At 36.9% G+C, this 25,773-nt stretch carries 19 protein-coding genes and 2 pseudogenes; 1 reads left to right on the top strand and 20 read right to left on the bottom strand.

Features of this window, described 5'->3' with window-relative positions; all coding sequences use genetic code 11:
- Positions 1-133: 133 nt before the first annotated feature.
- From asp5 to QM374_RS05360, 17 genes and pseudogenes are all read right to left on the bottom strand, one after another.
- Complete coding sequence (gene asp5, locus QM374_RS05440; protein ID WP_075228150.1) at positions 134-358, bottom strand: accessory Sec system protein Asp5; 225 nt, start codon at positions 356-358, stop codon at positions 134-136.
- Positions 359-362: 4 nt separating this feature from the next.
- Positions 363-542, bottom strand: coding sequence for an accessory Sec system protein Asp4 (gene asp4 / locus QM374_RS05435; RefSeq protein ID WP_049508236.1), 180 nt, complete (start codon positions 540-542; stop codon positions 363-365).
- Complete coding sequence (gene gtfB, locus QM374_RS05430; protein WP_414311103.1) at positions 535-1,881, bottom strand: accessory Sec system glycosylation chaperone GtfB; 1,347 nt, start codon at positions 1,879-1,881, stop codon at positions 535-537. Before gtfB ends, asp4 begins: the two co-directional genes overlap by 8 nt.
- A complete protein-coding gene (gene gtfA, locus QM374_RS05425; protein WP_414311102.1) occupies positions 1,865-3,385 on the bottom strand; it encodes an accessory Sec system glycosyltransferase GtfA in 1,521 nt (506 codons plus the stop codon). The genes gtfB and gtfA overlap by 17 nt, the downstream gene beginning before the upstream one ends.
- A gap of 12 nt (positions 3,386-3,397) precedes the next feature.
- Entirely contained in the window at positions 3,398-5,776 is a 2,379-nt protein-coding gene (secA2, locus tag QM374_RS05420; RefSeq protein ID WP_414311101.1) for an accessory Sec system translocase SecA2, read from the bottom strand.
- Complete coding sequence (gene asp3 / locus QM374_RS05415) at positions 5,763-6,203, bottom strand: accessory Sec system protein Asp3 (protein WP_315640015.1); 441 nt, start codon at positions 6,201-6,203, stop codon at positions 5,763-5,765. Before asp3 ends, secA2 begins: the two co-directional genes overlap by 14 nt.
- The gene (gene asp2 / locus QM374_RS05410; protein WP_414311100.1) at positions 6,200-7,732 is read right to left on the bottom strand and encodes an accessory Sec system protein Asp2; all 1,533 of its coding nucleotides are present in this window, start codon (positions 7,730-7,732) and stop codon (positions 6,200-6,202) included. The genes asp3 and asp2 overlap by 4 nt, the downstream gene beginning before the upstream one ends.
- Entirely contained in the window at positions 7,716-9,296 is a 1,581-nt protein-coding gene (gene asp1, locus QM374_RS05405) for an accessory Sec system protein Asp1 (protein WP_315640017.1), read from the bottom strand. Before asp1 ends, asp2 begins: the two co-directional genes overlap by 17 nt.
- A 9-nt stretch (positions 9,297-9,305) precedes the next feature.
- Positions 9,306-10,523 (bottom strand): accessory Sec system protein translocase subunit SecY2, encoded by a 1,218-nt coding sequence (gene secY2 / locus QM374_RS05400; protein ID WP_315640018.1) that lies wholly within the window; start codon positions 10,521-10,523, stop codon positions 9,306-9,308.
- A gap of 130 nt (positions 10,524-10,653) precedes the next feature.
- Complete coding sequence (locus QM374_RS05395) at positions 10,654-11,850, bottom strand: glycosyltransferase family 8 protein (protein WP_414311099.1); 1,197 nt, start codon at positions 11,848-11,850, stop codon at positions 10,654-10,656.
- On the bottom strand, positions 11,850-13,076 hold the full coding sequence (locus QM374_RS05390) for a glycosyltransferase family 8 protein (protein WP_414311098.1): 1,227 nt from the start codon (positions 13,074-13,076) through the stop codon (positions 11,850-11,852). The genes QM374_RS05395 and QM374_RS05390 overlap by 1 nt, the downstream gene beginning before the upstream one ends.
- Before the next feature lie 11 nt (positions 13,077-13,087).
- Positions 13,088-15,544: an SP_1767 family glycosyltransferase gene (locus QM374_RS05385; protein ID WP_414311097.1), complete on the bottom strand. Its 2,457-nt coding sequence runs from the start codon at positions 15,542-15,544 to the stop codon at positions 13,088-13,090.
- 8 nt (positions 15,545-15,552) lie between these two features.
- Positions 15,553-16,563 carry a sugar transferase gene (locus QM374_RS05380; protein ID WP_414274037.1) on the bottom strand — a complete coding sequence of 337 codons (1,011 nt, stop codon included), beginning with the start codon at positions 16,561-16,563 and terminating at the stop codon, positions 15,553-15,555.
- Positions 16,564-16,587: 24 nt separating this feature from the next.
- Positions 16,588-17,463, bottom strand: a complete 876-nt coding sequence (locus QM374_RS05375) for a glycosyltransferase family 2 protein (RefSeq protein WP_414311096.1) — start codon at positions 17,461-17,463, stop codon at positions 16,588-16,590.
- A 1-nt stretch (position 17,464) separates the two neighbouring features.
- Positions 17,465-18,337, bottom strand: coding sequence for a DapH/DapD/GlmU-related protein (locus QM374_RS05370; protein WP_414274039.1), 873 nt, complete (start codon positions 18,335-18,337; stop codon positions 17,465-17,467).
- A complete protein-coding gene (locus QM374_RS05365) occupies positions 18,327-20,420 on the bottom strand; it encodes a glycosyltransferase (protein ID WP_414274040.1) in 2,094 nt (697 codons plus the stop codon). Before QM374_RS05365 ends, QM374_RS05370 begins: the two co-directional genes overlap by 11 nt.
- Positions 20,421-20,958: 538 nt before the next feature.
- A pseudogene (locus QM374_RS05360) lies at positions 20,959-21,838 on the bottom strand (IS630 family transposase).
- Between the two features lie 37 nt (positions 21,839-21,875).
- On the opposite strand from QM374_RS05360, the pseudogene QM374_RS05355 reads away from it, so the two are divergent.
- Positions 21,876-22,079 (top strand): annotated as a pseudogene (locus QM374_RS05355) (transposase); the annotation flags it as partial.
- A gap of 131 nt (positions 22,080-22,210) precedes the next feature.
- Here QM374_RS05355 and QM374_RS05350 read toward each other — a convergent pair.
- The 3 genes from QM374_RS05350 to QM374_RS05340 form a co-directional block, all read right to left on the bottom strand.
- A complete protein-coding gene (locus QM374_RS05350) occupies positions 22,211-23,095 on the bottom strand; it encodes a glycosyltransferase family 2 protein (protein ID WP_414274043.1) in 885 nt (294 codons plus the stop codon).
- Positions 23,096-23,207: 112 nt separating this feature from the next.
- Positions 23,208-24,065: a CatB-related O-acetyltransferase gene (locus QM374_RS05345; RefSeq protein WP_414311095.1), complete on the bottom strand. Its 858-nt coding sequence runs from the start codon at positions 24,063-24,065 to the stop codon at positions 23,208-23,210.
- A gap of 794 nt (positions 24,066-24,859) precedes the next feature.
- The coding region (locus tag QM374_RS05340; RefSeq protein ID WP_414311094.1) for an LPXTG cell wall anchor domain-containing protein at positions 24,860-25,773 on the bottom strand (914 nt) is incomplete at its 5' end.

The raw sequence follows: 25,773 nt of genomic DNA, 5'->3' as shown, positions 1-25,773 counted from the left end.
GTTAAGTTCTTCTTAACTTATGCTTACAGTATAAACTAGATTCCTAAAAGTTTTCTTAAAATTTTCTCATCAAACTTAAATTTCTTTAAATCTTCACTGTTAAAATCAAACGTTCTATCAATACAGAAAAAGATTAGTTAAAAGTTAAAACCATAAAGAGGAGCAACAACACAAATAGTGATAAGCTAACGAGTAAGGTTAAGACTTTAACAAGCGTATTGCTTTGCCAATAGCTGGGCTTTCCGATATTACTAGTAGCATCCATAGAAAAAATTTGAGTTTGCCTTGGTTGAATGGTCACAAGGATGATTAAGACAATAGCTAAAATAATGGTTAAAATTATCAATAATTCTGTCATTTAACTACCTCAAAAGTCCTATCAAAGTAAATAATAAACCAATCAAAATGATGAATCCTATCAAGAAAGAAAATGTCTTACTAATTTTTTCACCACGTGTAGATTTTTCTTTTTTGATGGGTTGTTGTTTCATCTCTTCCATGCGACCTTCAACATCTTGATAAAATAGATCTTTTTTAGTCATGGCTTTCTCCTAAAATGGTTTCCATCCGCTCCTGATACATAATTGGATCTACATAATTGGCGTGGTACCCTTGATCTCCAAGAGCTCGTCCCATCTCTTTGACATGAGAAATAGCTAACTCAATGGTGTGAATCATGTCGTCAACTGCTTCCTTAGCGAAAATATGATTCGGAGCTGTATAGCGACGGTTATGGGCGGTTTCTTCAAAAGCTAGAACCAGTTGGTTGTGTTCAAAAGCCTGTCGAACAGCCTGGAGAAGTTCATTCCCATAGTTGATATCCAAGTAGATATCTGATAGTTGATAGAGATCTTGAATCTTTTGGGGACTGGCATTTTGATAGAGTACAACATTGGGATAGCGTAGCATATCCATCAACTTTGCTGACATTTCTGTCACTGCCGCGATTCGGAAAGTGACCCTTGGTAAACTCTCCACCAGTTTTTCGACTTGCTCTAGTTGATCCGAATTGGTCACTATCAGGGCATCAGGTCGAACAAAATTATCGCGCTTAAAGTGATAATGATAGCCTAGATGACTAAACTTATGATGAAATTTTTCATCGGTCAATTGCAGAGCGCGTTCATAAGTCGCATAGTCTGGAATGATAATGGTCTTAGCTCGAAGCTGGTCATTCTCTAAGATCAATTGCATATTTCCTGGTATATCATCATGTAGTGGTTCTTGCCAAACTAGGATATCCTGACCTGATTTTTCTGGGAAATGGAAGGAAGTCAAAAACGATGTAGATAGGGTATTAAAGAGAAGGTGGTCAAGATTCACTTTCAAACCTTTTAAGAAGTCTATGATAAAGGCCACTCGACCAGAAAAATGGCGCAATCCTTGACCTTCCAAGGTCAAAAGAATATCACCTGTGACATGGTTTTCCAAAATAACTTTCTTTTGTTCTACATCCCTATAGGAAGTCATAATAGCTTGACCAGAAGCATCAAAGGTGGTCTTAGCAAAGCAAGCTCCAAAACGATTATAGTGATCCACTTGGAAGATGCGACCTGCTGGTGTTTTCCATTCGACTTTTTTTACCAAACGAGCCTGTAAACCATCTGCAAAATGTATCACTGCTCGTTCTTGATTGAGGTCATTGATGGTCCCAAATTGATTATTACCAGCAATCTCCCAAAAGTCTGGTACAGGAACTTGGTTAAAGTACAAGGGTTTACCGCTGTCATAACCCAAATAATAGGTGAAGGGTGAGACAACTCCATCTGGCAAAAATCCATCGGGTTCAATAACCACAGCCAAATCAGACAGTCCTGCTTCAGTCAGACTATAGTGCAAATCTTGGCTTTCTTGATTATATACATCAAATAACTGAATCATCCACTACCTCCTTGATTGTTTTTTCCCATTTGTTCAAAATCTCTTGAGTCAAGAATTTCTCAGCAATCTGGTAAGATTTTTCTCTCATGCCTTCCAAACGATTCTCCAAATACAGTTGGCAGATTTTTTCTGCATAAGCTTTCTTGATTTCATCTTCGACATGGTCAGATGAGCTTGGAATCAAATATCCATTTTCGCCATCTTCGATGAAGGTTTGATTTCCATAAGGAACATCAAAACCAATCAATGGCAAGCCTGAACCAATTGCTTCCATGAGTGTCAAACCAAATCCTTCACTGGTAGAAGCGGTTAGATAAACTTCATACTGTGAATAGATTTGGGAAAGTTCTGCATGGCCCTTGAGTTTAATATACTCTTCTGCATGGCCTGCAACGATAATCTCATGAAGACGCCCTTCTTCACCACCACTACCGTAGATATCGAAGGTTAATTCTGGCAATTCCTTATGAGCCTCGATCACAGCCTTGACAAGCCAATCAATATGCTTTTCCTTGGCTAGACGCGAAGCTGTAATGAGAGAAAATGGCTTACGGCTCTCTTGTGGTTTTGTTAATTGGTCAACACTTCCAACTGGAATGGTCACAATCTTAGGTGCATGCGAGGTATAGCGAGCAAACTGTTGCTCTAGAACTTCCTTTTGACGATCCGTTGAAACGATGAAGAGGTCAACCTTATCTGCATTGGTAAACTGGTAGTCATAATAGTTGTTCCAAAGGATATAATCATCATTGGTCGCATTTTCACTATAGTGCTCAGCGTGAACGACAACAGCAAGGTGAGCAGCACGCGCTTCTTCAAAGACCACCTGACCAATTCCTGTCTCACGGTCTAAAATCACTAGATCTGATTTACTTAACCCAAGTGTCTGCATGAAATAACGGATCAAGGCAGGCTTCCCGTATAAAATGCGATCCTTGAAACGGTAGACTTCCTCGGTCCCTTGATTCATGAACATTTCATAAGCCGGAGTCCCATCTTCATTGTAGAAGGTTCTTTGATAGAGTGTCGCTACATTGTCTTTAGGAGCAAAATATTCTGTGCAGTAGCGTGTGTATGAGAAGTAATCCTTGCGGATTAATTTACCAGCATACACATACTCCACATGTTGAACAAAATCTTTTTCCTCATCTACCAAATAACAAGTGATAAACTTGTCTTCATCTGAGAAGAAGATTCGTTCAATTTTCCCATTTCTTTCACGACGGCTTTCGACACCTTCAAAATAAGCTAACACATCATCTACCGTCACACTGGTCGGTGCAATTTTGATATCTGTAAAGTGATTGTAAAGCCAGATGACTTGATCGTCATCAAAGCCGATATTTGCAGTCAAATGTTGTATATTATCTCCCAAAATCATATCTGTAAAGATAAACTTCGACGGCAGGTTCAGGCTGCGAAAAATACCCGCACGATAAGCTTGGGCATATTCAACACCACTGCTGGCCCAGCCGATTCCTAAATTTATATTGTAAATTGTCATATTGTCCCCTTTTTATGGAAAATGGGTTACGATTTCGCCCTTAGGTCCCATCTGTACCAAGCCCATCAAGATATTTCGTACCATATCTGAACGAATCTGCTCTTTCATGGCTTCAAATCCCATATAGGCTTCTCGGTAGTATTCTACGATAGGGTTCGTTTGACTGGCTGATTGTCCACCAATTGCCATCATCAATTGTTGCAGGTAGTCCACCTGTTCCACCCAGTTATCATCAATGGCTTTAAGCATGGAAATTCTCAAAAATTGGTCATATAAATCATGAGGTTCTAACAAGGTCTTCTTATCATTTAACTCATTGTTAATAATCTGAATCAAGAAATTTCTCAACGCTTGTTGATCTTCAATGACTAGATCAAGAGGTAATTCTCTGATATTAAAACTGATATTCGTAACAATATAATGAAATAATTCTTCTCTGGTTTTTATGTTTTCAGATAAAATAGTTTCAATATACTCGTCAATCATCTCAGATAATACATCTCTAAGATCTCTCTCTCCATTTATTAAACGATTTCTTTCCTTATAGATGAGATCACGTTGGATATTCATACTCTCAGCATATTCTAGTGTTCTCTGTCTGTTGGCGCGACTAGCACTATCACTTGCATTTTGAGCTTTTTCAACAAGTCTATGGTATTTTCTTCCCTCAAGGACTTGTGGTTGAGTAATATCTGCAACACTGTACTCTTTGTACATTCTGTGAACCCAGGATGGACCGAACTTCTTGATAACATCATCTTCTAATGATACAAAAAACTTCGACAGACCTGGATCTCCTTGTCTACCCGAGCGTCCTCTAATTTGCAGATCGATTCGCTGGCTTTCCATTCGTTCTGTACCGATAACTACTAGGCCACCAAGCTCGGCAACTCTAGGTCCCAATTTAATATCTGTTCCTCGCCCTGCCATGGATGTTGCAACCGTCACGGCTCCCATCTGACCTGATTCTGAGACAATTTGTGCCTCACGCGCAGCATTATTGGCATTCAAGACGTTATGGGCGATTCCTTCCCGCAACAGTAGGGACGAATAGAGATGCGACATCTCAACCGATCCTACAAAGACTAGTAGTGGGTTTCCTTTGAGATGGTATTCCTTGATACATTCAAGTGAAGCATAAACCTTTTCTGGTAGTGTTACATAAAGATTGTCTGGATAGTCTTTTCGGATCAAGGGACGATTAGTCGGAATTCGGATAACAGACATATTATAGGTTTCCAAAAATTCCTTCTCTGCGACCTTCCCAGTCCCAGTCATTCCTGATATCTTATTAAACATTTTGAAAAGACTTTGATAGGTAATAGAGGCCATTGCTCGCGTTTCAGGAGAGAGTTTCACATGCTCCTTGGCTTCGATGGCCTGATGAAGACCTCCCTGCAACTTGGTCATTTCCATCAAACGACCTGTTCCTTTATCCAGGAGAATCATTTCATCATCTCGAATGATGTACTCCTTATCTCTCGTGAACAACTTATGAGCTCTCAAGGAATAGACTAGATGTCGTACATAAGTCGCGTATTCTTCCTTATACAAGTTATCAATCCCTAGGAAGCTTTCAGCAGTTTTAGCCCCCTTTGTAGTCAACCATATCTCTTCTTTTTCTTCTTTAAAGATATAGTCTTCATTTTCAACCATAGTTGTTACTAAAGTATCGATGATGCCATAGTAGTTGGACTGAACACGAGGAGATCCCGCAATGATGAGTGGGGTCTGTGCACTATCTAGTAAAATATCATCAATTTCATCAATGATGACATAGTCAAATGGGCGCAAAAACTTTTCATTACTACTGGAAGCTAAATTATCACTTAGATAATCAAAACCTAGACTACTATTGGTTAAATAGATGATATCTGAGTTATAAATTTTCCTTTTATCTTCGGCTTTTAATTCTTCCTCAGGATCATCAGTGAATGGGATTCCTATACTCAAACCTAAGAATCGATAGACCGGCCCCATTTCCTCTGCGTCACGTTTAGCTAGATATTCATTGGTCGTAATCAACATGGCACCTTTACCAGTTAGGGCATTGAGATAAAGAGGCATAGTCGCAGTCAAAGTCTTTCCTTCACCGGTATTCATCTCCGCAACATTCCCCTGGTGGATGACAATGCCCCCCATAACTTGAACGTCATAAGGAAACATCCCTAGGATTCGCTTATCAGCTTCACGTACAACTGCAAAAGCTTCAACAAGTAAGTCATCTAGGGTTTCCCCCTCTGCTAAACGTTGACGAAACTCTACCGTTTTTACTGCCAAGGCTTCATCGCTAAGAGCTGCCATCTCATCTTTGAGACCATTGATCTTTTTTAAAGTAGCTCCGACTTTTCTGAGTTTTCTATTTTGATACAAACTATTAAACACGATCATACTCCTTAATTGAGAAAGAATAAAAATCGAGTGACTCAAACCCAGCAGCAATGAGAGAAACTCTATAGGTATAAGCCTCCTCAGGATAAACGAAAGAAAAAGATAGGGTTTTCTCAACTTTTTCTTCTAGCACTTCTTCGTAACGGTCCAAGAAAACTAGTTTGATGTAAATGCTATTTTCAGGATAACAAGTCATATTCATGGTAAATTGATAGCGATGATTTCTTTTTAAGAGAGGTAGGCTGGGTTGACTTCTACCACCTTGATAATTCAAGCTTGAAAGCCATGATTTGAGAACTTCTCCTGGAGCTAGTAATGGATTTGAAAGACTGATATGGCCATCTTCCCAAAACTGAACTCGAGTTCCATACAGGTAAGTTGCTCCCATATCTCCCCAGAGTATGTCTTCTCTTTGATTTATAATCATGTCTCACCTCTTCCAAATTCTGCTTGTAATATCATGTTATAAAAATGGATAAACCAGATAACGTTGGTTTCTGTATCATCATTGTGTCGACCTGCTGTTCCTTTTGATAAGATCTTCGCTCCAGTTTGACAGAGCGTAGTGACTAGCTGATCATAGGCATGACTATCCATATCCTCATCCTTCATGTAAGAAAGACCAAACGTCGTTTGAGAAAAATCTGCTTGTTTGAAGGCAGACCAAAAACGGTTATCCAACTCATCCATATGGGCCGGGCTGATCCCTCCAGTTTGATGGTGGAGCACGTCAAATCCTGTTGGAAAGATACCTGGTGCTTCCAGTCTACCACGTTTGGCAATTGTCCCTAAATTTGCTAAGGGTTTACCCACAACGATTCCTTTCGGTTCAAAGAATGAGCCATAGTAAAGAGAAGGGAAGGTTCCCATTGATAAACCTGATAAAATCAAATCTTTTTTTTCAAAACCTAAATATTCCTGATAATGTTCAATCGTTTGTTTGATTTTTTCTTCTAGTTCTTCACTGCCTAGGTAAAAAGCTCCACCTATTAAGCGAGGGTCCGAGAACAAAATGAAGGGGCACTTGAAATTTTGCATCATCCAGTATCCTTCAAATCCCTCGGCAGGTCGGAATCCTGAAAAGTAAACAGCCAATGGTGGCTTAAAATCCCCAGGATGAAAGAAGTAGTTAATCTCGTCTCTCTTACTATCGTGTAAAATATTGCCTCCAAGGACAAATTTCCCAAATTGTTTACGGGTCCAACGCTGATGTAGATTTCCCAATTTTAAGCTTCCCTGACCACGCGCTTCAATAGACATACAGAGGTGGGCATTGTAATACTGCTCCATGACTAGAGCCGTTTCTAGTTCCTCTTCTGTATACATCAAGTCTTCAACCACATCCGAAACTGAACCTTCAGGCATTTTTCGAACACGAAACTGAAATTCTACACCTTCACTTTTTTCATACTCTAACCACACCTCGATTGGAAGTTTTGTTGATGATACAAAGTTATATTTCCAATTAGCTACTTGGGAAAACTCAGAACCAAAATCTCCCTCTAAGAGCAAATATTCAAATCCTTGATAAGAAATAGAACCCTTAAAACTTGGATGGACATCAATTGCAGAGGGATTCAACTTATCTCCATAACCACCACCAAATAAGGAAGTTGATAAATCTTTTAATAGCCTCTGTGGATCTGAAAAGTCGATTGCTTGGGCACAGCGTTTCTTGATTAAATCTAAAATAAGAGGGTTGCTTGTTTGAAACTCTTGGTTATAAAAAATCGTATAAGGATCGATCATTTTAATAATTGGTAATAGGTCAACCAAGTAACGGCCGTCTTCAATGAGAATGGCATTAAACTTGCGAATCTCATCCATTTTTATCGTTTCCTTAAGTACCTTAGGAGAATTAGGATAAAAATAATACCATTCCATTTTCTTAGGGATCTCATAACGATGTTTCCAATTTCCCGTCCCTATCTGTAGGATTTTAAGATCCTTTGACATTTGTACTCTCCTCTATCCATTGATCTAGTTTTTCCACAAATTTTTCACCTGTATGTTCCTTGATTTTATCAATCGAGTAGATTAAAGACTGATTCCATTCTTTTAGGGTATCCAGGTAGTGATGGGCCGCTTTCTTAAATTCTGTGATGGTAGAAAGCAGGTAGCCATTTTTCAAATGGTCAACATAGACAGTCTCTACTTGATTCACCTGAGGAATTCCTGCACTAATCCCTGCTATTTGGGTATATAGGTGAGGTTGAGGATTCAAATCAACAATCAAACGCACATATTCTAATGTCTTAATCATTTCCAATTCATCATTGATGTTTAACAGGCGATAACGGAGTTTCTGCTGTGCATTTTCCTTTAAAGGATTTTCAGCCCCTTCATAGTCAACCGCTTTTTCAAAACTCTTTGCTGGGAATTTTTCATCTATGATCTCTTGAATTATATCTGCCACTCTCTCCATCTGGTCGTTATTGGCAGCAAAAGCACCGAAAATTACCTCAGTATCTTTGGTCTCTGCAAGGAAGGATAATATTTGGAAAAGTCCTTCTTTGTCCACTTCTTCTTCAAAATTAAGTTGATAGTAAATAATGGATTCCCTCTTTGTCTGACTTTTTCCCAATCTCAAACGAGTATCAAATGGCGATAAATGTTTGAACAGATTGTATTTATCTGGATACAATTCCTGCAAAAGCTGAAGGCTATCCTCCCTATCAACCAAGACCAAATCGACTTTGGATATAGGACCAAGAAGGTCTCTCATAGTCTGCTTTGGATTGCGACCGATGAAAAGGCTCAAGATTTTCGGATTTGCTTCAGGTAAACGATTTAGAACAAAATCGTTATGCCGAGAATCAGATGGGACAATAAACAAATCACTACTCTCTTCAATCTTCTCGAGTCGTTTCTCAAAAAATTCAGCAACCAACTGCCCCATATCACTATAATGGAGCGAATGAAAACGAAAGGCAAAAATAGGATTAATCTCTACCCTACCATCCTCTTGTAAATACTCTCTGAATTGCCAAATCCCTTTAGGATTCAGGTAATCTTGACAAGCTGGATAATTGTCCTGATAATAAATGACACTCGAAACAAAGCCTCTGTCATCCATAATATAGCGTTTAGACATTTGCCCTTGGATATCAAAATACTGGATATCACTAATAAATCCTTCCACTCCATGCTCAATCTGAGCATAGCGATTTCCATCTTTTTGGACAATAATGGCGAAAGGACTGTATATAAATTCACAGTCCTTATCCCACTCGATATCTCTGATATTCAAGACTTGTGGAGAAATATCAGTAATATCCTGCATCTCATCAAAAATAGAATATACTTCAGCTTCTAATACACCATGACGATGTAAAAAATAGCGAAGATGTGGCTGATAAGCCAAAATCAATAGACGTGTCGATTGTTCCAACCTATCTAGTAGACGAATCTGATTAAAGGTATCGTCAAATTCTAATTTAAATTGTGAAAAGTACCAAGGGGTTATATCAGCATGCCACTGCTGATGGCTACCATACCAAGCCGGAATAAAATAATACATAACACTCTCCTAAATCAGTGGTTTATAAGTTTCATTTAACTTCAGTGCTCTAATTTCATCTTTAATGTTAAAGATCATACCACTTAAAATCATAAACAAACCTGGTATCATACTCACTCTTAATAATTGTTCATCCATTAAAACAAACAACATCGGTAGACCTGCGAATAACACATTAAAGATACCACCTACAATAGCAAACTTGAATACTAGATTATTGATATATTTACTAGTGTCCTCACCTGGATAGATGCCATAAATATACTCGCCAGATTTTTTCATCCGTTCTGCCACCTGCTCTCCACTAATATTGACAAAAGCAAAGGCAATACTAAAGACAAACAAGGTCGCTATATAGGTATAGATCCACAAGGGTTTCCCCATCGCATATTGGATCGTTATTTGTTGATAAACTGGATTTCCTGGATCAAATAATTGCAACAAAAGAAACAAGTACGTTGGTAAGTTAATTAAACTCATCACGTACATGAAGGGCATCCCACCTGCAGGATTCAGCATTATATCAAAATAAGAATAACGCTTAAAGCGAGAGTGGAGACCAATCTTATTGACTGGAATCCGATAACGAGCACGATAAAAAATTGCAATGAGATAGGCAAAAACGATCCCCATCGCTCCGAGTATTTCAACAATCCACATAGGAATCCCTAATTTTTGTATCGATTGTACAATGTCTTGGGGAATATAGATAATCATACTGGTCAACAAGATGACAATAGAGCCACCAACACCTATCACCGAGTTAATATCTGATAACCATATCAAGAAAAAGGTTCCAGCTATCAGCAATATCGTGTTGAGTATGAGTACCAAAAGTGTATTATAGTTGTCCTTGATTGGTAGATTTACCGCTAAGGCTAGCGATTGAATCAAAGCGATTGTCAAGGTTAGATACATCTTTCTCCTATCCTGAACCTCAGTCGAACCAGAGGCAAGATTCAAACGCTTAGAAAAGGAGAACATCTGCCATAAAATCATCGATGACATCCAAGGAGATAAACCGACTGAAAAGATTGACAAGCTCCGTAGATTTCCACCTGTAATTGCGGTTGAAAAGGCCAAATAGGCGGTAGCACCGCCAAGGAAATCCCTGCTATTCAAATCGATAAAAGGAAGAGTAATTCGACTCCCTAATACATAAACAAAGAGCAGAAACAAGGTTCCTAGACCTTTCTTTACTGCTATAGATGAAAAAAATCGTTTCACGAAATACTCCTTTTCATTAGTTATAGGTTGCAGTCAAATCACTCAAGCTGTTGTTACAAATGAGATTTGAAAATTATATCATTCTTCACTCATCCTCTAATCTTACAGGTAACTCTCAATCACTTGGTAATTAGTTAGTATCCAAGTTTTTCATAGCAGCTACCAAGTCCTCTGGTTTATCGATAGAGAAAATGCCATCATAGATACTATCTTCAGCTTTTTTTCGAGTGTCTTCAAAAGCAAAAATTTTCTTTCCTCTTTCTTTTGCTCTTGAAACTACATCCAAGACTTCATCACCCCTATTAATATCCAAGTAAATACTGGAATCATCCAATAACCAATCAATTCTTTGATGAAGGATAGACTGGTACAAAGTCATATTAGGATAAGAGGATAGCTTTGTGACCGACTCAATACAGTAAACTGGAGCTGCTAGATGGAAATGCCAATCTGGTAGGCTACTAATCAAATACTCTAAATGCTCCACATTAGCACTCCAAGTCACAATCATCGCTTGTTTTTGAGATTGATTACTCCGTTTAAAGTAGTTCAAACTAGAACGTTTAAAAGCAATCTCTGTCCAATCCAAATCTCTATAAGTCCACCAGAGTTCACGAAGCCGTGAAATACTATAGGTGTTCCATGGCTTATCATGACTAGCAAAATGAACAATTACTGGTGGCTGATCATCCAGACGTTGACACTTCTGGGTTAGATGATAAGTATCTACACCAACCATATAATTATAAGTTTGGTCTAAGGGCAGCCATTTGTTTTCAAAGTAAATATTTAAAATACTTTGATCCCCTAGATGCACAGCCTGATTCTGTTCTGCTGCTAATTCTAATAGACTATTAACAATTAAGTGCTCTTTCCATTTTGCTACATCCATGATTAAAACACCAGAATTAAATCCTGATTCCCTACCTTCGTAGGCATATACATCATCGACAGCACCTACATAATAGCCTTGAAGATCCATTGTATATAAAGGTGACAAGTCCCCTGTCACAATGATATCTGAATCAAGATACAGAACTCGTTCAGAATGAACCACTTCCGTAGCAAAAAAACGAAAGTATGAAGCGTAATTTAAATGAGGCCCCGTCTTATAACCTTCAAATATCTCTTTGTTCAAATGGACATTATGAATAGTAGAATTCACAACTGTCATTTTATTTGCTAATAACTTGAACCACTCTGGTGCGATATCACTATTTAGTATATAAAAATCAACATCTTGATTATGATATAAAATCGATTTAATGGTTGTTTCTAACTGGATGAGATAGGCATTATCTGCCGCAAGTACAATTGACTTTCTCACTATTCTCTCTCCTTCATATAGCACTTAATTGCTTCTACTAATTCTTCTGGTCGACTTTCAGAGTAAACACCTGCATAGCAAGTATCAGGCAAATCTGGACAACGACTACTATCAAAACTGAGCATCGGCTTTTGGTATTTTTGAACCAAATCATAAATGTAAGTTAGTTTTTGATCCATGTTTAGGTCTAAATAAAGATCCGATTGTTCAAGAACATTCTCCACTAAAAGAGGGAAGGAATTTGGATAGAGAGTCACATTTTGAAAAGCTGATAAGCGCTTCAGTTCATCTGCCATAAATGTATGAGCAGCAATGTAAAAATGGACCTCAGGCAAGTGTTGAGCCAGATAATCTATTTTCTTAACACACCAAGAATTGGTTAGGTTCATGCATCTTAACTTAGGTTTGTAAACATCTGCAGTACAAACAAGATTCTTTTCTCTCCAAGTAGATACAATATATGACCACTCCATCATGGAATAGTGCCACCATTGGTCTCTGAGACGACCAACAGAGAATTGGTTCCAAGGTTTATCTGGAGAGATATAGTGTAAAATTTTTGGAAGAGGTGTTAGCGGAATATCAAAGACAAAACGATGATTCATTTCAGCTGCACCAGCATCAAAACCTATTTGAAAATTATAGGTATCTTCTAGCTGATAGCAGCTATCCCTAAAGAGAATATTGAGAATAGACTGATCTCCTTCTCCCACGTTTTCATGCTCTCTCTCAGTTAAATCAACCAATCTCTGTCTGATGTCATCTGATTGCCACTTTTTATTATTGATTAATAATACACCTGCATTAAAACCAACTCCTGCACCAAAACAAGAACGAGCTGCTGCCAAATAATTTTCTTCTAGTTCTATTTCAAACAGCTGACTCAAATCACCAGTCACAACTAAATCACTATCTAAATAGAGAACCTTATCTTCTTCGACAAAATCTGGAATAAAGTAGCGGGCAAAGGTCATGTGATTGATATGAAGCAACTGATTGGTCCAGTTCATCTTATATTTTGCTCCAATGACCTTACAATCAATCAAATCCCCACCCATTTGTTGAATATAGGTCCGAATATTCATAAACCATTCTTGTGGAATATCTTGATTAAGTACATATATTTTCAAATGGCTATTGTGGCGACAGATTGATTTTATAGCAGTTTCAATTTGACGAATATAGGCATAATCTCCTGCAAAGATAACTGACTGCTGTTTTTTCATTCGTTCTCCTTTTACTGAGTTGCTTTTGATAAATCAGCAACTATTTGACTTGTATAGGTCTCATCTTCGATAAATTCAATATCTTGATCAAAATTATATTCAGCCGTATGTTTATGGGCAAATTTAACCTTAGTTTTAGCTCCCATCTTCATCCACTCATATTCTGAGTCGATGTGTCCAATATCTAAGACCTGATAGCCTTTCTGACTTAGACGGTAAGCCAAAACCTTGGCTGTAGGTCCAAGCATACATAAAACAAGACGCCCAGCTGCATGCTTTTCTATCTCTTGCTCAATCTCATCGACACGCGAATAGGCACTATGAGATGAACAAACGATTCGTTTAATCGATTTTGCTTCATCAAATAAATCATTGCCGACACCCGAACGTGAAGTAGCCCCTTCTACAATGAGTAGGTCTTGATTTTCCCAAATACTTTTCAGTTTATCAAATTGACCTTTGGCCTGACTCTTATCTTCGAAATCAATGTAAGGACGTGATACAAAGGTTGAACCATACCACGAACCCGTGCAGAGTTCGCGATAAAAGTCCATATAATGATCCATATGTTCTTTCCAGAAGGGAATGGCCCATGATGTAAATTTGAAACGATCCGTAAAAGCATCAGGAAGGCAGACTACTAGGTCTTTCGTACTTTCTAAACCTATAATCTCTCGCATGGTAGATACGAGCTCTTCATCATAGTGTTGGTAGGGAATTGAATGCCCAGCAAGCATATTGATCTCGCCATCTCCAAAGCGGACTAAAGACGACTGGTGTTCAATGATATAATCCAGAGTTTCATCAATGCTCTTAACCTGAATAGGATCTTCTTGTTTTGCTAGCGGTTTCCCATCAAAAAGTTTTTGAAGATCTTCTAGCATCCGTTCAGGGTGCTCGCTCGAATATAATCTTTGTCCATGATAGCCATTTTGAGATTTATAAAAAGCAAATACAGGCTTAGACAGTTGAGCTACATCTGCAACCATGTCTGAAGTTGAGGTTTCTAGGTTAATATCCAGATAAACATCCATCTGCTCTTTTAGCTCTTCAAGTTTTTCTTTTGAAATAGCTGGATGGAGGTGAATATTTGGATAACGATTGGATAAGTCATAGAGTTTTGGACCCATACTTGTCCAGGCTGCTACATGAAAGGCTACATTTGGCAATTGTTCTGCTAAGTAGTCTAATTGTTCTAATTCTTGAGAAGCCGTAAAGGTTAAACACGTTAATTCTGGAACTTGATAAAATCGTGTAAAGCGTCCATTCTCCTTGAAATCTTTGATCGCCTCAATCATCAAAGCAGTTTTTCCTGTTTCGAATGAGATTTGCCCTAAATTTCCATGTTGGGTGGATTGGAAAGCCAGCATAGGCTTCCCTTGTTTTTTCATGGAATCCATCATCGTCTGATCCACATTACCATGGTTAATATCTAGGTAGATTGAAGCTACATTTTTAAGGTTTTCTAATACTGGTGGAACAATTTGAGGATGTAAGCGGACATTATCATAACTTGCCAGCCTTTTTAGCTTTTCTCCCATATCGGTCCAGGCTGCAATATGGAAAATCACGTCTGGTAAAGATGTAAGCAGTTCTTCTATTCCTTCTAAATCTTGCGATGTTGTAAGCGTCAAGCAAGAAAATCCTCGATTCTGAGGGGAAACTAGTTCAAACTCACCCATATGGTGTTGCAAAATTTGCGTCCATTCTAAATCATGAAAATCCCACCAGAGATCGCGGTAGCGATTAGCTATCAATGTCGTCCATGGTTTTCTATGAGATAAAAAATGCAAAACAACAGGTCTGTAGGATGATTCATCAAAAAAATTTGGCCAATTACTATAAAAAGCGACAACATCATGTCCAACTTGCAAATTGAATCGACGGTCCAATTCTAGCCAGTTATCCTTGACAACCTGATTAAAAATAGTCTGATCACCATTGAAATTTTTAAAACGACCTTCTGCTACTATTTTTAGAGTTTCAATTGATTGAGTAATGAGTAACTCTTTAATATTCTCTTGTTTCCATTTGGCATTGTTAATTAACAAAACCCCAGTATTAAAGGTAACACCCTCTGTATCCCTAACAGCAGCCAGCCACTTATCTTCAGGATTGATAGTAAATAATCCCTCTAAAGAATCATTCACAATCAAATCCGAATCTAGATATAAAACCTTGTCTTCTGGAACATAGTCGGCTATAAAATAGCGAGCATAGGCAATCGCACTGATATGATCCTGCTTGCTCCACTGTTGAAACACGGCTTGCTCGGGTAACTTCACATCGATAATGTCACTTCCCAGCATTCGAGCTATTTTGCGAGGCTTCCGAAACCAATCTGGCATGATATCTTGGTTTAAAATATAAATGTTAAGGTCTCGATTGTGATATAGAATGGACTTGATAGTTGTTTCTAGTTGGGAAGTATAGCTGCAATCCCCAGCTAGTACAATTGCTTTTTTCATATGTTCTCCTAGTTAATTCCTAATTGATAGATGGCATCTACCAGTAATTTTTTTGTAAAATAACCCTCTTTTAGCAAATAACTAAAGGTCTTTATTCGATTCGTCATTTCTTGATATTCTTGTAGATTCATTTTATCAACTATCTCATGAACCTCTTCTAGGCTATCTGCCACAAAGCCCAAGCCTTGATCTACTATAAATTTAGCAGTTGATAAGCTACTTGGTACAATGACTGGGATCCCGGCTGTCAGATAGGTGCTAACCTTATGAGATATATTCAGGGTGTAATATTGGTTACTTTCTCCATCATTTTGATGAGTTCCCCAGACAAGACCAAATCCACCTTTTGATAATTCTAGCAACAGTTCCTCATCTTTTTTCCATCCTTCAATACTAAGATTTCTAGCACTAGAACTAGCCTCCCCTTTATTTGAAAATACTCTTAAAGGCGTATCTTGAGACCAATTTTGTAAGTCTGGAAAACGCTCTAAACTTCCAGCAAAAAAGAGTTCTTTTTTAAAAGCCGGAGTGTATAAGGATAAATCATGAGGATGGTCCCACATCCCTTGAACGAGGATTTTCTTAGTTGTCAAGCCTTCTTCCATCAAGCGTGCTTTCATTCTCTCTGATGGAACTATCAAAACATCTGATAGATTATACATATACATGTATTCTTTCATGAGATAATAGTTACTATCAAACATGAGAGGAACAACGTCATGAATAAAGCAAACAATTTTCACCTGCATATCCTTCAGCTTATCAAATAAGACACGATCAAATTCAAAACCATTCCAAGTAGGAGATTGAAAGACTAAGATATCACCAATAGAGATACTAGCCATAATCCCATCCAGACGCTTATTCATTTCAGAAGGGCTATCTGAAGCAATGTTGTAAAAATAAATACCAACCTCTCTAAACCCCAGTTGACTTGCTATTTTTTGTACAGCATTTTGGGCAAGAATGACTGTACTATCACCAGCCATACCGTATAAGTTTGTTAAATGTAGTTTCATATTGTATTATCTCATTTTTTATTACTACGGTAGTAAAGACAATTTTTCCATCATTCTTCTATAAATCTCCGTAGACTGCATATTTTGTACTTCTAACTTTGCTATCACTCTTTGTAATCTATTTTTATAAACTAAAATATGATTGGTCAAGTCATAATCTAAACTTGCCAAAATAGAGATTTTCTCTTCCCTAGCCTCTATTTCATCATATATACGTTTTTCGCTCCATGTATTTGATAAAGTACCAGTCAAACCAACACGGTACCAGTAAATACAACGATTTAAATAGACCACCTTCGAAGCTTTTAGAAGTACCTTCCATGTCCAGTATGTATCCTCAGCCATTTTCCCTATAGGAAATGGTAAATCTTGTAGTAACTCTCTCTTGAATAATTTCAAATAAGCTACAGTCCAATTCCCAGTTTTCATTTCTTCGACACCTTCTCTATCTATGATTTCTTTTCCTTCTATCACCTCAAGAGAATCATCTGGATTAGAATCATAAAACAAATATTGGCAACGTGATTCATCGTAACAATTATAACGTCCGATACTAATATCCGCATTTTCTTTTTTCAATGCATCATATAACAGTTGTAAAGCATCATGTTCCAACCAATCATCAGAGTCTACAAACGTAACATACTCCCCCTCCGAACGTTCAATCCCAAAATTTCTTGCTGAAGATGAGCCACCATTTTCTTTTTCAAAGTAACGGAAACGAGCATCTTTAGCAAGATATTCTCTACAGATATCTGCTGAATTATCTGGAGAACCATCATTGATTAATAAACACTCAAAATTTTGATACGTCTGATTTTGAATGCTATCCAAACACATTCGCAAGTAATTCTCAACGTTGTAGATTGGAACTACAATACTGATTAATTCATTCTCCATACTATAATTTTTCTTCTCCTAAAAATTTTTTCATCTCTGTCACCATTCCATTTGCATCTTCTTGTCGAAAAACTTTACTAAATCCACTTGAATCATGATTGGTATTCTCAAAAGCATAAACAGGCTTATTCTGTTCTATTGCTCTATGAACAATACCATCCACCTCTCCCCAATGGTTAATATCTAAATAAATATCTGATTTCTTCAACAAATCCTCAATAATATCATCATGATGAACATTTGTGTATATATTCACGTTCTCATAACGATTGAAACTTTCAAGATAATCCGAAATATTTGTTTTAGCTGCTATATGGAAAGCTACCTCTGGAAGATTCTGAACAAGATAGTCTAGGTTTTCTAAAGTGTCTGAAGCTGTTAAAGTAAAAACATGAAATTGGTGTTGTTTCCTAGGAATGATTTTTAAATCCTCCTGAGAAGTAACGATAGAATTAGCTGGTATATCTTTATAAATTAGGGCATTTGCTCCAATAATGACATTATCTCCAATCGTCACCCCTTTTAAAATGACAACATTAGTTCCAATCCAGCAATTTTTTCCTATCGTTATTTTATCAGCAGTAAATTGAATTTTTTCGATATGGTAATTTGAGTATTTATGATTATGGTCAAAAATCCTTACCCCATCTCCAAACATGGTATCCTTACCAATTTCAATTTCTTTACCACAACGAATCGTACAATGGTCATTAAAGAAAACTCTATTTCCAAGTGTTAATTTAGCATTATTAGCTACTTCTAAACTTACAAATGAACGAAATGTAACATCTGTTCCTAATTCAATAGTACTGGTGGGGGAAATCTCTATATGCTGAAAATCTCCTAATAACTTTACAGAATCTTTAAAATCCATGTTTTTCTTCCACTTCTCTTAATTTTTCAATCATTTCTTGAACTTGTTCTACTTTGTAGGTTATCTGTCCAACTTCACGATATTTTGTATTCTCAAAAGCTAAAATCAACTTTCCTCTTTCTGAAAATTGATCTAACATTTCCTCTGTTTTTTCACCATGATTAATATCTAAAAGTACCTGACTAGTCTCAATTAATTCTTGATCTAGTTCTGCTAAATAATTAATTCCAGCATAAACAGTTACATTTGGATAGACCAACAATTGTTTCAAACGATCACTGACCATCACTCTAGCCGCAATCTTAAATTGAATATTAGGCAAAGATTGAATCAATGTCTCAATTTGTTCAATCTGATCTGAAGACGTATAAATTAAACAAGTAAGCGGTTCTCTGATAGGATAGATATGTGATTTTTGTAATGGATGTAAATGATGATTTTTTCCTAACTCTGTCCATTCGAGACTATGATAATACCACCAAACATCACGATAGGTCTGCGCAGCTAAATCAAACCACGGTTTTCTATGTGAGAGATAGTGGATGATACCGGGATAATCTTGACCTGCTGGTAACTCATAGTCTGTGAATTGCTTATGAATCACAACATGGTTATTGTCAAATTCCATCTCTATCCATCTATTTTCAAAGAGCATATTTAAAATACTCTGATCCGCTTGATCTACCTTATCATGCCACTCATTTGTCAAATCTATCAAGCGTTGGGACATGTTTTCTTGTTTCCATAAACGATTGTTGATTAGTAAAACACCCGCATTGAACATTTCCCTACCATAGTATACTCTTCCTCCATAATCTCGAACAGCTGCTAATGGATAGTCTTGCAAATCTGTTTCAAACAAGTTATCCAGATTTTTAGTTACTACCAAGTCGCAGTCTAAATAGAGAGCCTTATCTTCTTTCACAAAGTCAGATACAAAATAACGCAAAAATACTGTGTAACTAATATCTGTTTTATAACGCGAAATTTGCTCAGAAGTTACCCGACAATTGATAATCTCTGAATCATATACTTCTAATCGCTTATTTAATTGTTTAAACCATTCATTAGGAAAATCACTATTAATCAGATAGAACCGAATCGAGCGATTATGGTAACAGATAGATTTAATAGTCGTCATGACCTGCTCAACATAGGCATAGTTAGCTGCGAGGACAATAGCTTTCTTAAATTCCTGATTTTGAGTCTGAAGTAAATCTAATAACATCTTCTTCTCTTTTATCTGATCTAACACATGAGATTCTGATATTCCTCTGTTATTACTTTCAGAAGTTATATGATTTAAAATAAATTTATAAGCATGTATATGTTCTGACATTGGATAACCTAATGTTGATAACAATGCCAATCTATCTTCTATAGCGTATATGCAATCTTTAATCCATTTTTCATCCCAAGTATTTGAAATACTTCCACTCCTAACTCTGTAGATATAAGAAGCTTTATTAATATAAACAATACTTTTAGAAGCTAATAATATTTTCAAATTAAATACTGTATCTTCAGTCACTATTCCTACCGGAAAACGAAAATTAGAAATAATTTCTTTTCTATAAATTTTTCCCCAAGCAACTATCAATGCTGAATTTAATAATCTATTAGAATCATTTAAACAATCCACTATAGGGACATTGTCATAAAGTTTCTCAAAATAATTTCCAGATATATGAAAATAGAAATTTGAATCAGACTCATTAAACTTACAATAATTTCCAACCGCAATATCAGCCTGATACTCCGTTATTTTTTTATATAGGGTTTCTACATAATCTAACTCGACCCAATCATCCGAATCAACAAAGCTCACATAAGATCCAGTCATTCGATCCAAGCCCATATTTCTTGCTTCCGCTTGACCACCATTTTCTTTTTCAATATAGACAATTCGATTATCTTTTTGTGCGTACTCTTGACAAATTGTGCCCGAATTATCTGTAGAGCCATCATTGATAACGATAATTTCAAGATTTTTATAAGTTTGGTTTATTAAACTATCCAAACATTTTTCTAGATAATTTTCAACATTATAAACGGGTACAATCACAGTAATTTTTTCAGTCATGTAGTCGCTCTCCTTTCCTACTATTATAACATTTTTTTTTTGCTATTTTTTGAGCTATTAAGGAATTTCAATTTCAAAAATATATTTATTTCATTGACAGTATCGTTCATACAGTGTTAAATTATAATTACTTTCCAAATTAAATAATCATACAAAAACAAAAGTAAAATAGCTTAATAAATTCAATATTGTAATCTCGCTGTAATTATATGATAACATTTTCGAATAATCAATCCTAAAGATAAATTTTTATAGTGAAATGAATTAAAAACTGAACAAAATAATTAGAAAATTTAAATCACTTTATAAAAATATTTTAGTAACTGTGGTGTGCTATTCCAGATTCAACTCACTATAATTCATCTCAAGTATATTTTAGGTATCTATCGATGTAAATAACCTTATTATTTTATACTATACTAAAATCAAAAAAAACATCTTATAATAGTAGTTATGAAACTTACAAATGAAGAAATACAAAAAATTGAACAACTCCTAAGAGATTCATCGTACGCCAAATATCATAAACGTCTACAGATTATTTATTTTCGCTCAAAAGAAAAGTGTTATAGTCATTTAGTTTTAAAAAGCACTCTAATGATTCAAAGATATTGGGGACTTCCCTTAATAAAGCTGTCACTTTCTTTTTCAAGACAGCCCAAGCTTGCTCAATAGGATTCAAATCTGGTGAATAAGGTGGTAGAGGTAAGAAAAAGTGTCTATCTTGAATGCAGAGTTCATCCAAGATGTTCTTGGGATGAAAACTAGCATTGTCCATGACAATGACATGAGGTGTCTTCAAAGCAGGCAAGAGCTACGTTTTGAACCACTTCACAAATAAGTCGCTCGTCATGCTTTCCTTGTAAATCATAGGAGCTATAAACTCTCCATCTACTTGTCCTGCAACAATTGAAGCCCGCTCAAAACGCCGTCCACTAATCTTTTCATAGACTTTCTCTCCTCTAGGAGCCCGTGCATGAGGACGATAGAGGTAGCGGTCGATTCCTGTTTCGTCAATATATACGACTGGTAAATCTTTTAGGTTATCCAAAATATCAAGAAACTCAGCGACTTTCTCAGGATCTTGTTCCTTAAAGCTAGTCGTCTTTTTTTAAAGTGACCTTAATCTGCTTTAAAGCTGCCCATACTGAAGGAACAGCACAATCAAAATGTGTCGCAATTTCCCGTAAAAAAGCATCTGGATGAGCCTCTACAAAGGCCTTCAACTCCTCCAAAGGAATCTTTCGGCTTTTGGCGACTCGCTTTTTCCGCTCTAAGTGCCCTTGTTCACGTAATTTCTTTTCCCATGTGAAGAGAGTTCTGATGCCAACATCAAAAACTTTGGCTGCCTCGACATGGCTGTGTCCCTCTTTGATGTAATCTAATGCTCCTTGTCTAAAATCTGTACTATATGCCATAACTTTATTATAACATGTATTTTATAAACTAAGCGACTATATCCCACCTTACGCACCAGAAATGAACCCTATTGAACAAGTCTGGAAAGAAATTCAAAAACGAGGTTTTAAAAATAAGGCTTTTCAAACATTGGAATCTGTCATTGATAAGCTTCAAGAAGTTATTCAAGGACTGGAAAAAAGTATTTTAAAGTCCACTGTCAGCAGACAATGGATGAGGTTGTTTTTTGAAAACAATTGAGTATTAGAATAGCTATCTGATAAACGTAAAAAGCAACCTACATCAAAAACGAGATAACATTCTAATTTTTGAGTATAGGTCACTTTTTCTATCTAAAAATAGAGAAAAATCAATTTATAAAATGTGTTTGACTAACCTTCAAAATATTTAGCTGCAATTGCTTTTTTGACCAAAATTTGTTGATAAGATTCCACGTCCCCATGTTTAAGAGTTTCTTCTTCATGAATAGATAATCGCCATTTATAAGCTTGAATTTCTCTATCTAATAACTCCTGAGGAGCTCCAATTAATTGGAGAATAGTCATACGTTCTTCAATACTCTTTAAGGGATATACATCTGCAAGATTGACTGTCCTTGTAACACTTGTAGAACGTTTTCTATGGATATAAATAGCCTTATTCATAAAAGCAATTTTATCTGCCTGAAGATAAACTTTATAAGTTGTGTAATCATCCTCTACACTTTTATCTGTTGGATATACAATATCTTTAAATAGCTCTGTCTTGTATAACTTCGCCCACGGAACTGTGAAGCATTGACTGAAATTATACTTACTATCATATTGATGGTTAAACCATTCAAATGGCGTATAAGTCTTCTCAAAATAATCATCTGCTCCTACATGAATCAAAAAACTAGCTTGATCATCCAAAAATTGAGTAAAGTTTCCGATTGCAATATCTGCATCTGTTTTTTTCAATAAATCATAAAGATTTTGGATATGATCCAACTCCAACCAGTCATCATTATCTGCAAAAACGATATAATCCCCAGTTACCACTTCCAAGGCACGATTGCGGCTAGAAGAAACTCCACCATTTCTTTTATGATAGACTTTAACACGTGCATCTTGGTTTTGATAACGTTGACAGATTGCGGCTGAACCATCTGTTGAGCCATCATTAATCAAAATAATTTCAAGATTTTGATAGGTTTGTTGAACGATACTATCCAAGCATTTTTCAAGATATAGTTCTGACATGTAAACAGGAACAATAACACTTATTTTTTCCATCATTTTAATCATATACTCCTTTTCTGATGCAATATATAAAAAACAAAGTCGATTTCAATACACATTTCTTTAAGATACATTCTAAATCAATTCTAATATTTCTGAGAACAGATCAATCATGTTTAACTTTCCCAGCATTTGGTAAGTATTCTTTTATAAATCCTGATATATCCTTACTCATGATTTTATCCAATCGTTCAGAAATAATGTCTTCCGGCCAATTCCACCACGCAATTTCTAACATCTGTTCACGGAAAGTAGGATCTGCTATGCGATAACGAATAAGCTTAGCAGGATTTCCTCCAACAATAGCATAGGGTTCCACATCCTTGGTTACTACAGCACCTGTTGCTATCACTGCTCCATCTCCAATAGTTACCCCTGCCATGATTTGAACATTGTTTCCAATCCAAACATCATTCCCAACACGAGTGGGATTCTTTAAGATATGGTCATCCGTCATATCCAGGGTCTTATCTGTGTAAAACAACTCCAAACTCTTAAATGGATAAGTGGTAATCAATTCCACATCATGATTTGCTGTTACAAATTGAACATTTTGTCCAATAGAACAATAATCACCAATAATGACCTGGCCTCCATGGTCATAGTCAACTAATTGAGGAATACCATAAGTATGATTGCCCACTGTTAAGGCCCCGTAGTCAATCAAATAGCGACTAGTAAATTTCGTCAGGTAATCAAACAGATCCGAACGCGAATTATAGACACGAATTTCCAGAGGAATCGTTTCCTGATGCAAACCTTCCCAATAAGAATAGCCGACTTCCTCATAACAACAGTCAAAAACTGCCGTCAACTCTTTCGAGCTAGAAAATAGTTGAAGTTTTTTCTCCTGCATATGCCAAAACCGCTCATTATCATGACCGGTTCCACCAATATCCTTGATTTGACCATCAGGTAAAAGTTGAAAAAAGCGCTGATGTTGCTTATTTTTATGTGAAAACATGCAGAATTTTCCAGATAGCAATTAAAACTTCCCCCTCCAACTAAATTGACTATATCTATCAGTGTGCCTACAATATGAATAACTTGTCATCTAACTAAAACTTTTATACAAATTTAATGTTATTTACCATTAATATAGAGATACTATATAGCATTCTGTTATTATGTACATCTTACCACAAATAGCCTTATAATAAAAGCAACTTACATAAAAATATCAATGCTATCCAAAAATTGATAATTAATAAATTTACATACAATTAGCAAATCGGAAATATGATCATACACGATTTAAAGTCATGCCATTGAAGTTTCATTTTTTCAAGGATATTAATCCACAAGCAAAAAGAGGTCTTAAAGCCTTGTTTACCATAAGCTATAATCGTACAGGAAAAATGCGAATACAACTATAGATCATTATTGGACGGTTACAATAGATGGAAAAATCAAGCTCTTTTAACTGACAACGAAAAATCATCTTATTCTTCTTTTTCTTATCAAAACGGCGAGATTGGGGTGTTTCCAAAGGGACAATAAGGTGTGACATTAAAATAACCTCCAGTACTGTTTTTTCTACTAACAGTATACCGGAGGAATGGAAAGTTGGCTAGGTACTCTGTTATGGGGCGGTTACGAAATTTCTACTCTTTTTGATTTTAAACGAGTCTTACGAATCAACAAAACTCCAACCAGCTAATACTCACTTCCTATAGACAAAAACCTCCAAGAATTTTACAATCCTTGGAGGCTTTCTCATAGCTTACCTAGTCTTTTAGCAACTTTATAAAACAAGGCTTATTCTTCATCATCGCGCTTACGACGCTTAGCTACTAATCCTAATCCTGTTAGACCTGCTACAGCTCCTAGGAGCAGATTTGTAGCCGAAGTTGCTGTTCCAGTATTTGGAAGTTGCTTACGTGTCTTAGTTGTATCAGTTTGAGGAGCTTGACTAGTCGAATGAATCATAGATGCGCTTATGCTTGCTGATTGACTCGCACTGGTTGACGCTGACTCAGATGCACTTGTGCTTGCGGATTGACTTGCGCTTGTTGAAGCACTTTGGCTTGCAGACGTGCTGGCTGATTGGCTCGCACTTGTCGATGCTGACTGGCTAGCTGATGTACTTGCTGATTGGCTCGCACTTGTCGATGCTGACTGACTAGCTGATGTGCTTGCTGATTGGCTCGCACTGGTTGATGCGGATTCAGACGCTGACGTGCTGGCTGATTGGCTTGCACTTGTTGATGCTGACTGGCTAGCCGATGTACTTGCTGATTGACTCGCACTTGTCGATGCTGACTGGCTAGCTGATGTGCTTGCTGATTGACTGGCGCTTGTTGAAGCTGACTGGCTAGCCGATGTACTTGCTGATTGACTGGCGCTTGTTGAAGCACTTTGGCTTGCTGACGTGCTTGCTGATTGGCTCGCACTGGTCGATGCTGACTGGCTAGCTGATGTGCTTGCTGATTGACTGGCGCTTGTTGAAGCACTTTGGCTTGCTGATTGGCTTGCACTTGTACTTGCTGACTCAGAGGCGCTTGTGCTTGCTGACTGACTTGCACTGGTTGAAGCTGACTGGCTAGCTGACGTGCTGGCTGATTGACTTGCGCTTGTTGAAGCTGACTGGCTAGCTGACGTGCTGGCTGATTGACTTGCGCTTGTTGAAGCACTTTGGCTTGCAGACGTGCTGGCTGATTGGCTTGCACTGG

It is taken from the genome of Streptococcus infantis, assembly GCF_047465525.1.
GTDB lineage: Bacteria > Bacillota > Bacilli > Lactobacillales > Streptococcaceae > Streptococcus > Streptococcus infantis_R.
This window is presented reverse-complemented; position numbering and strand designations above follow the sequence as displayed.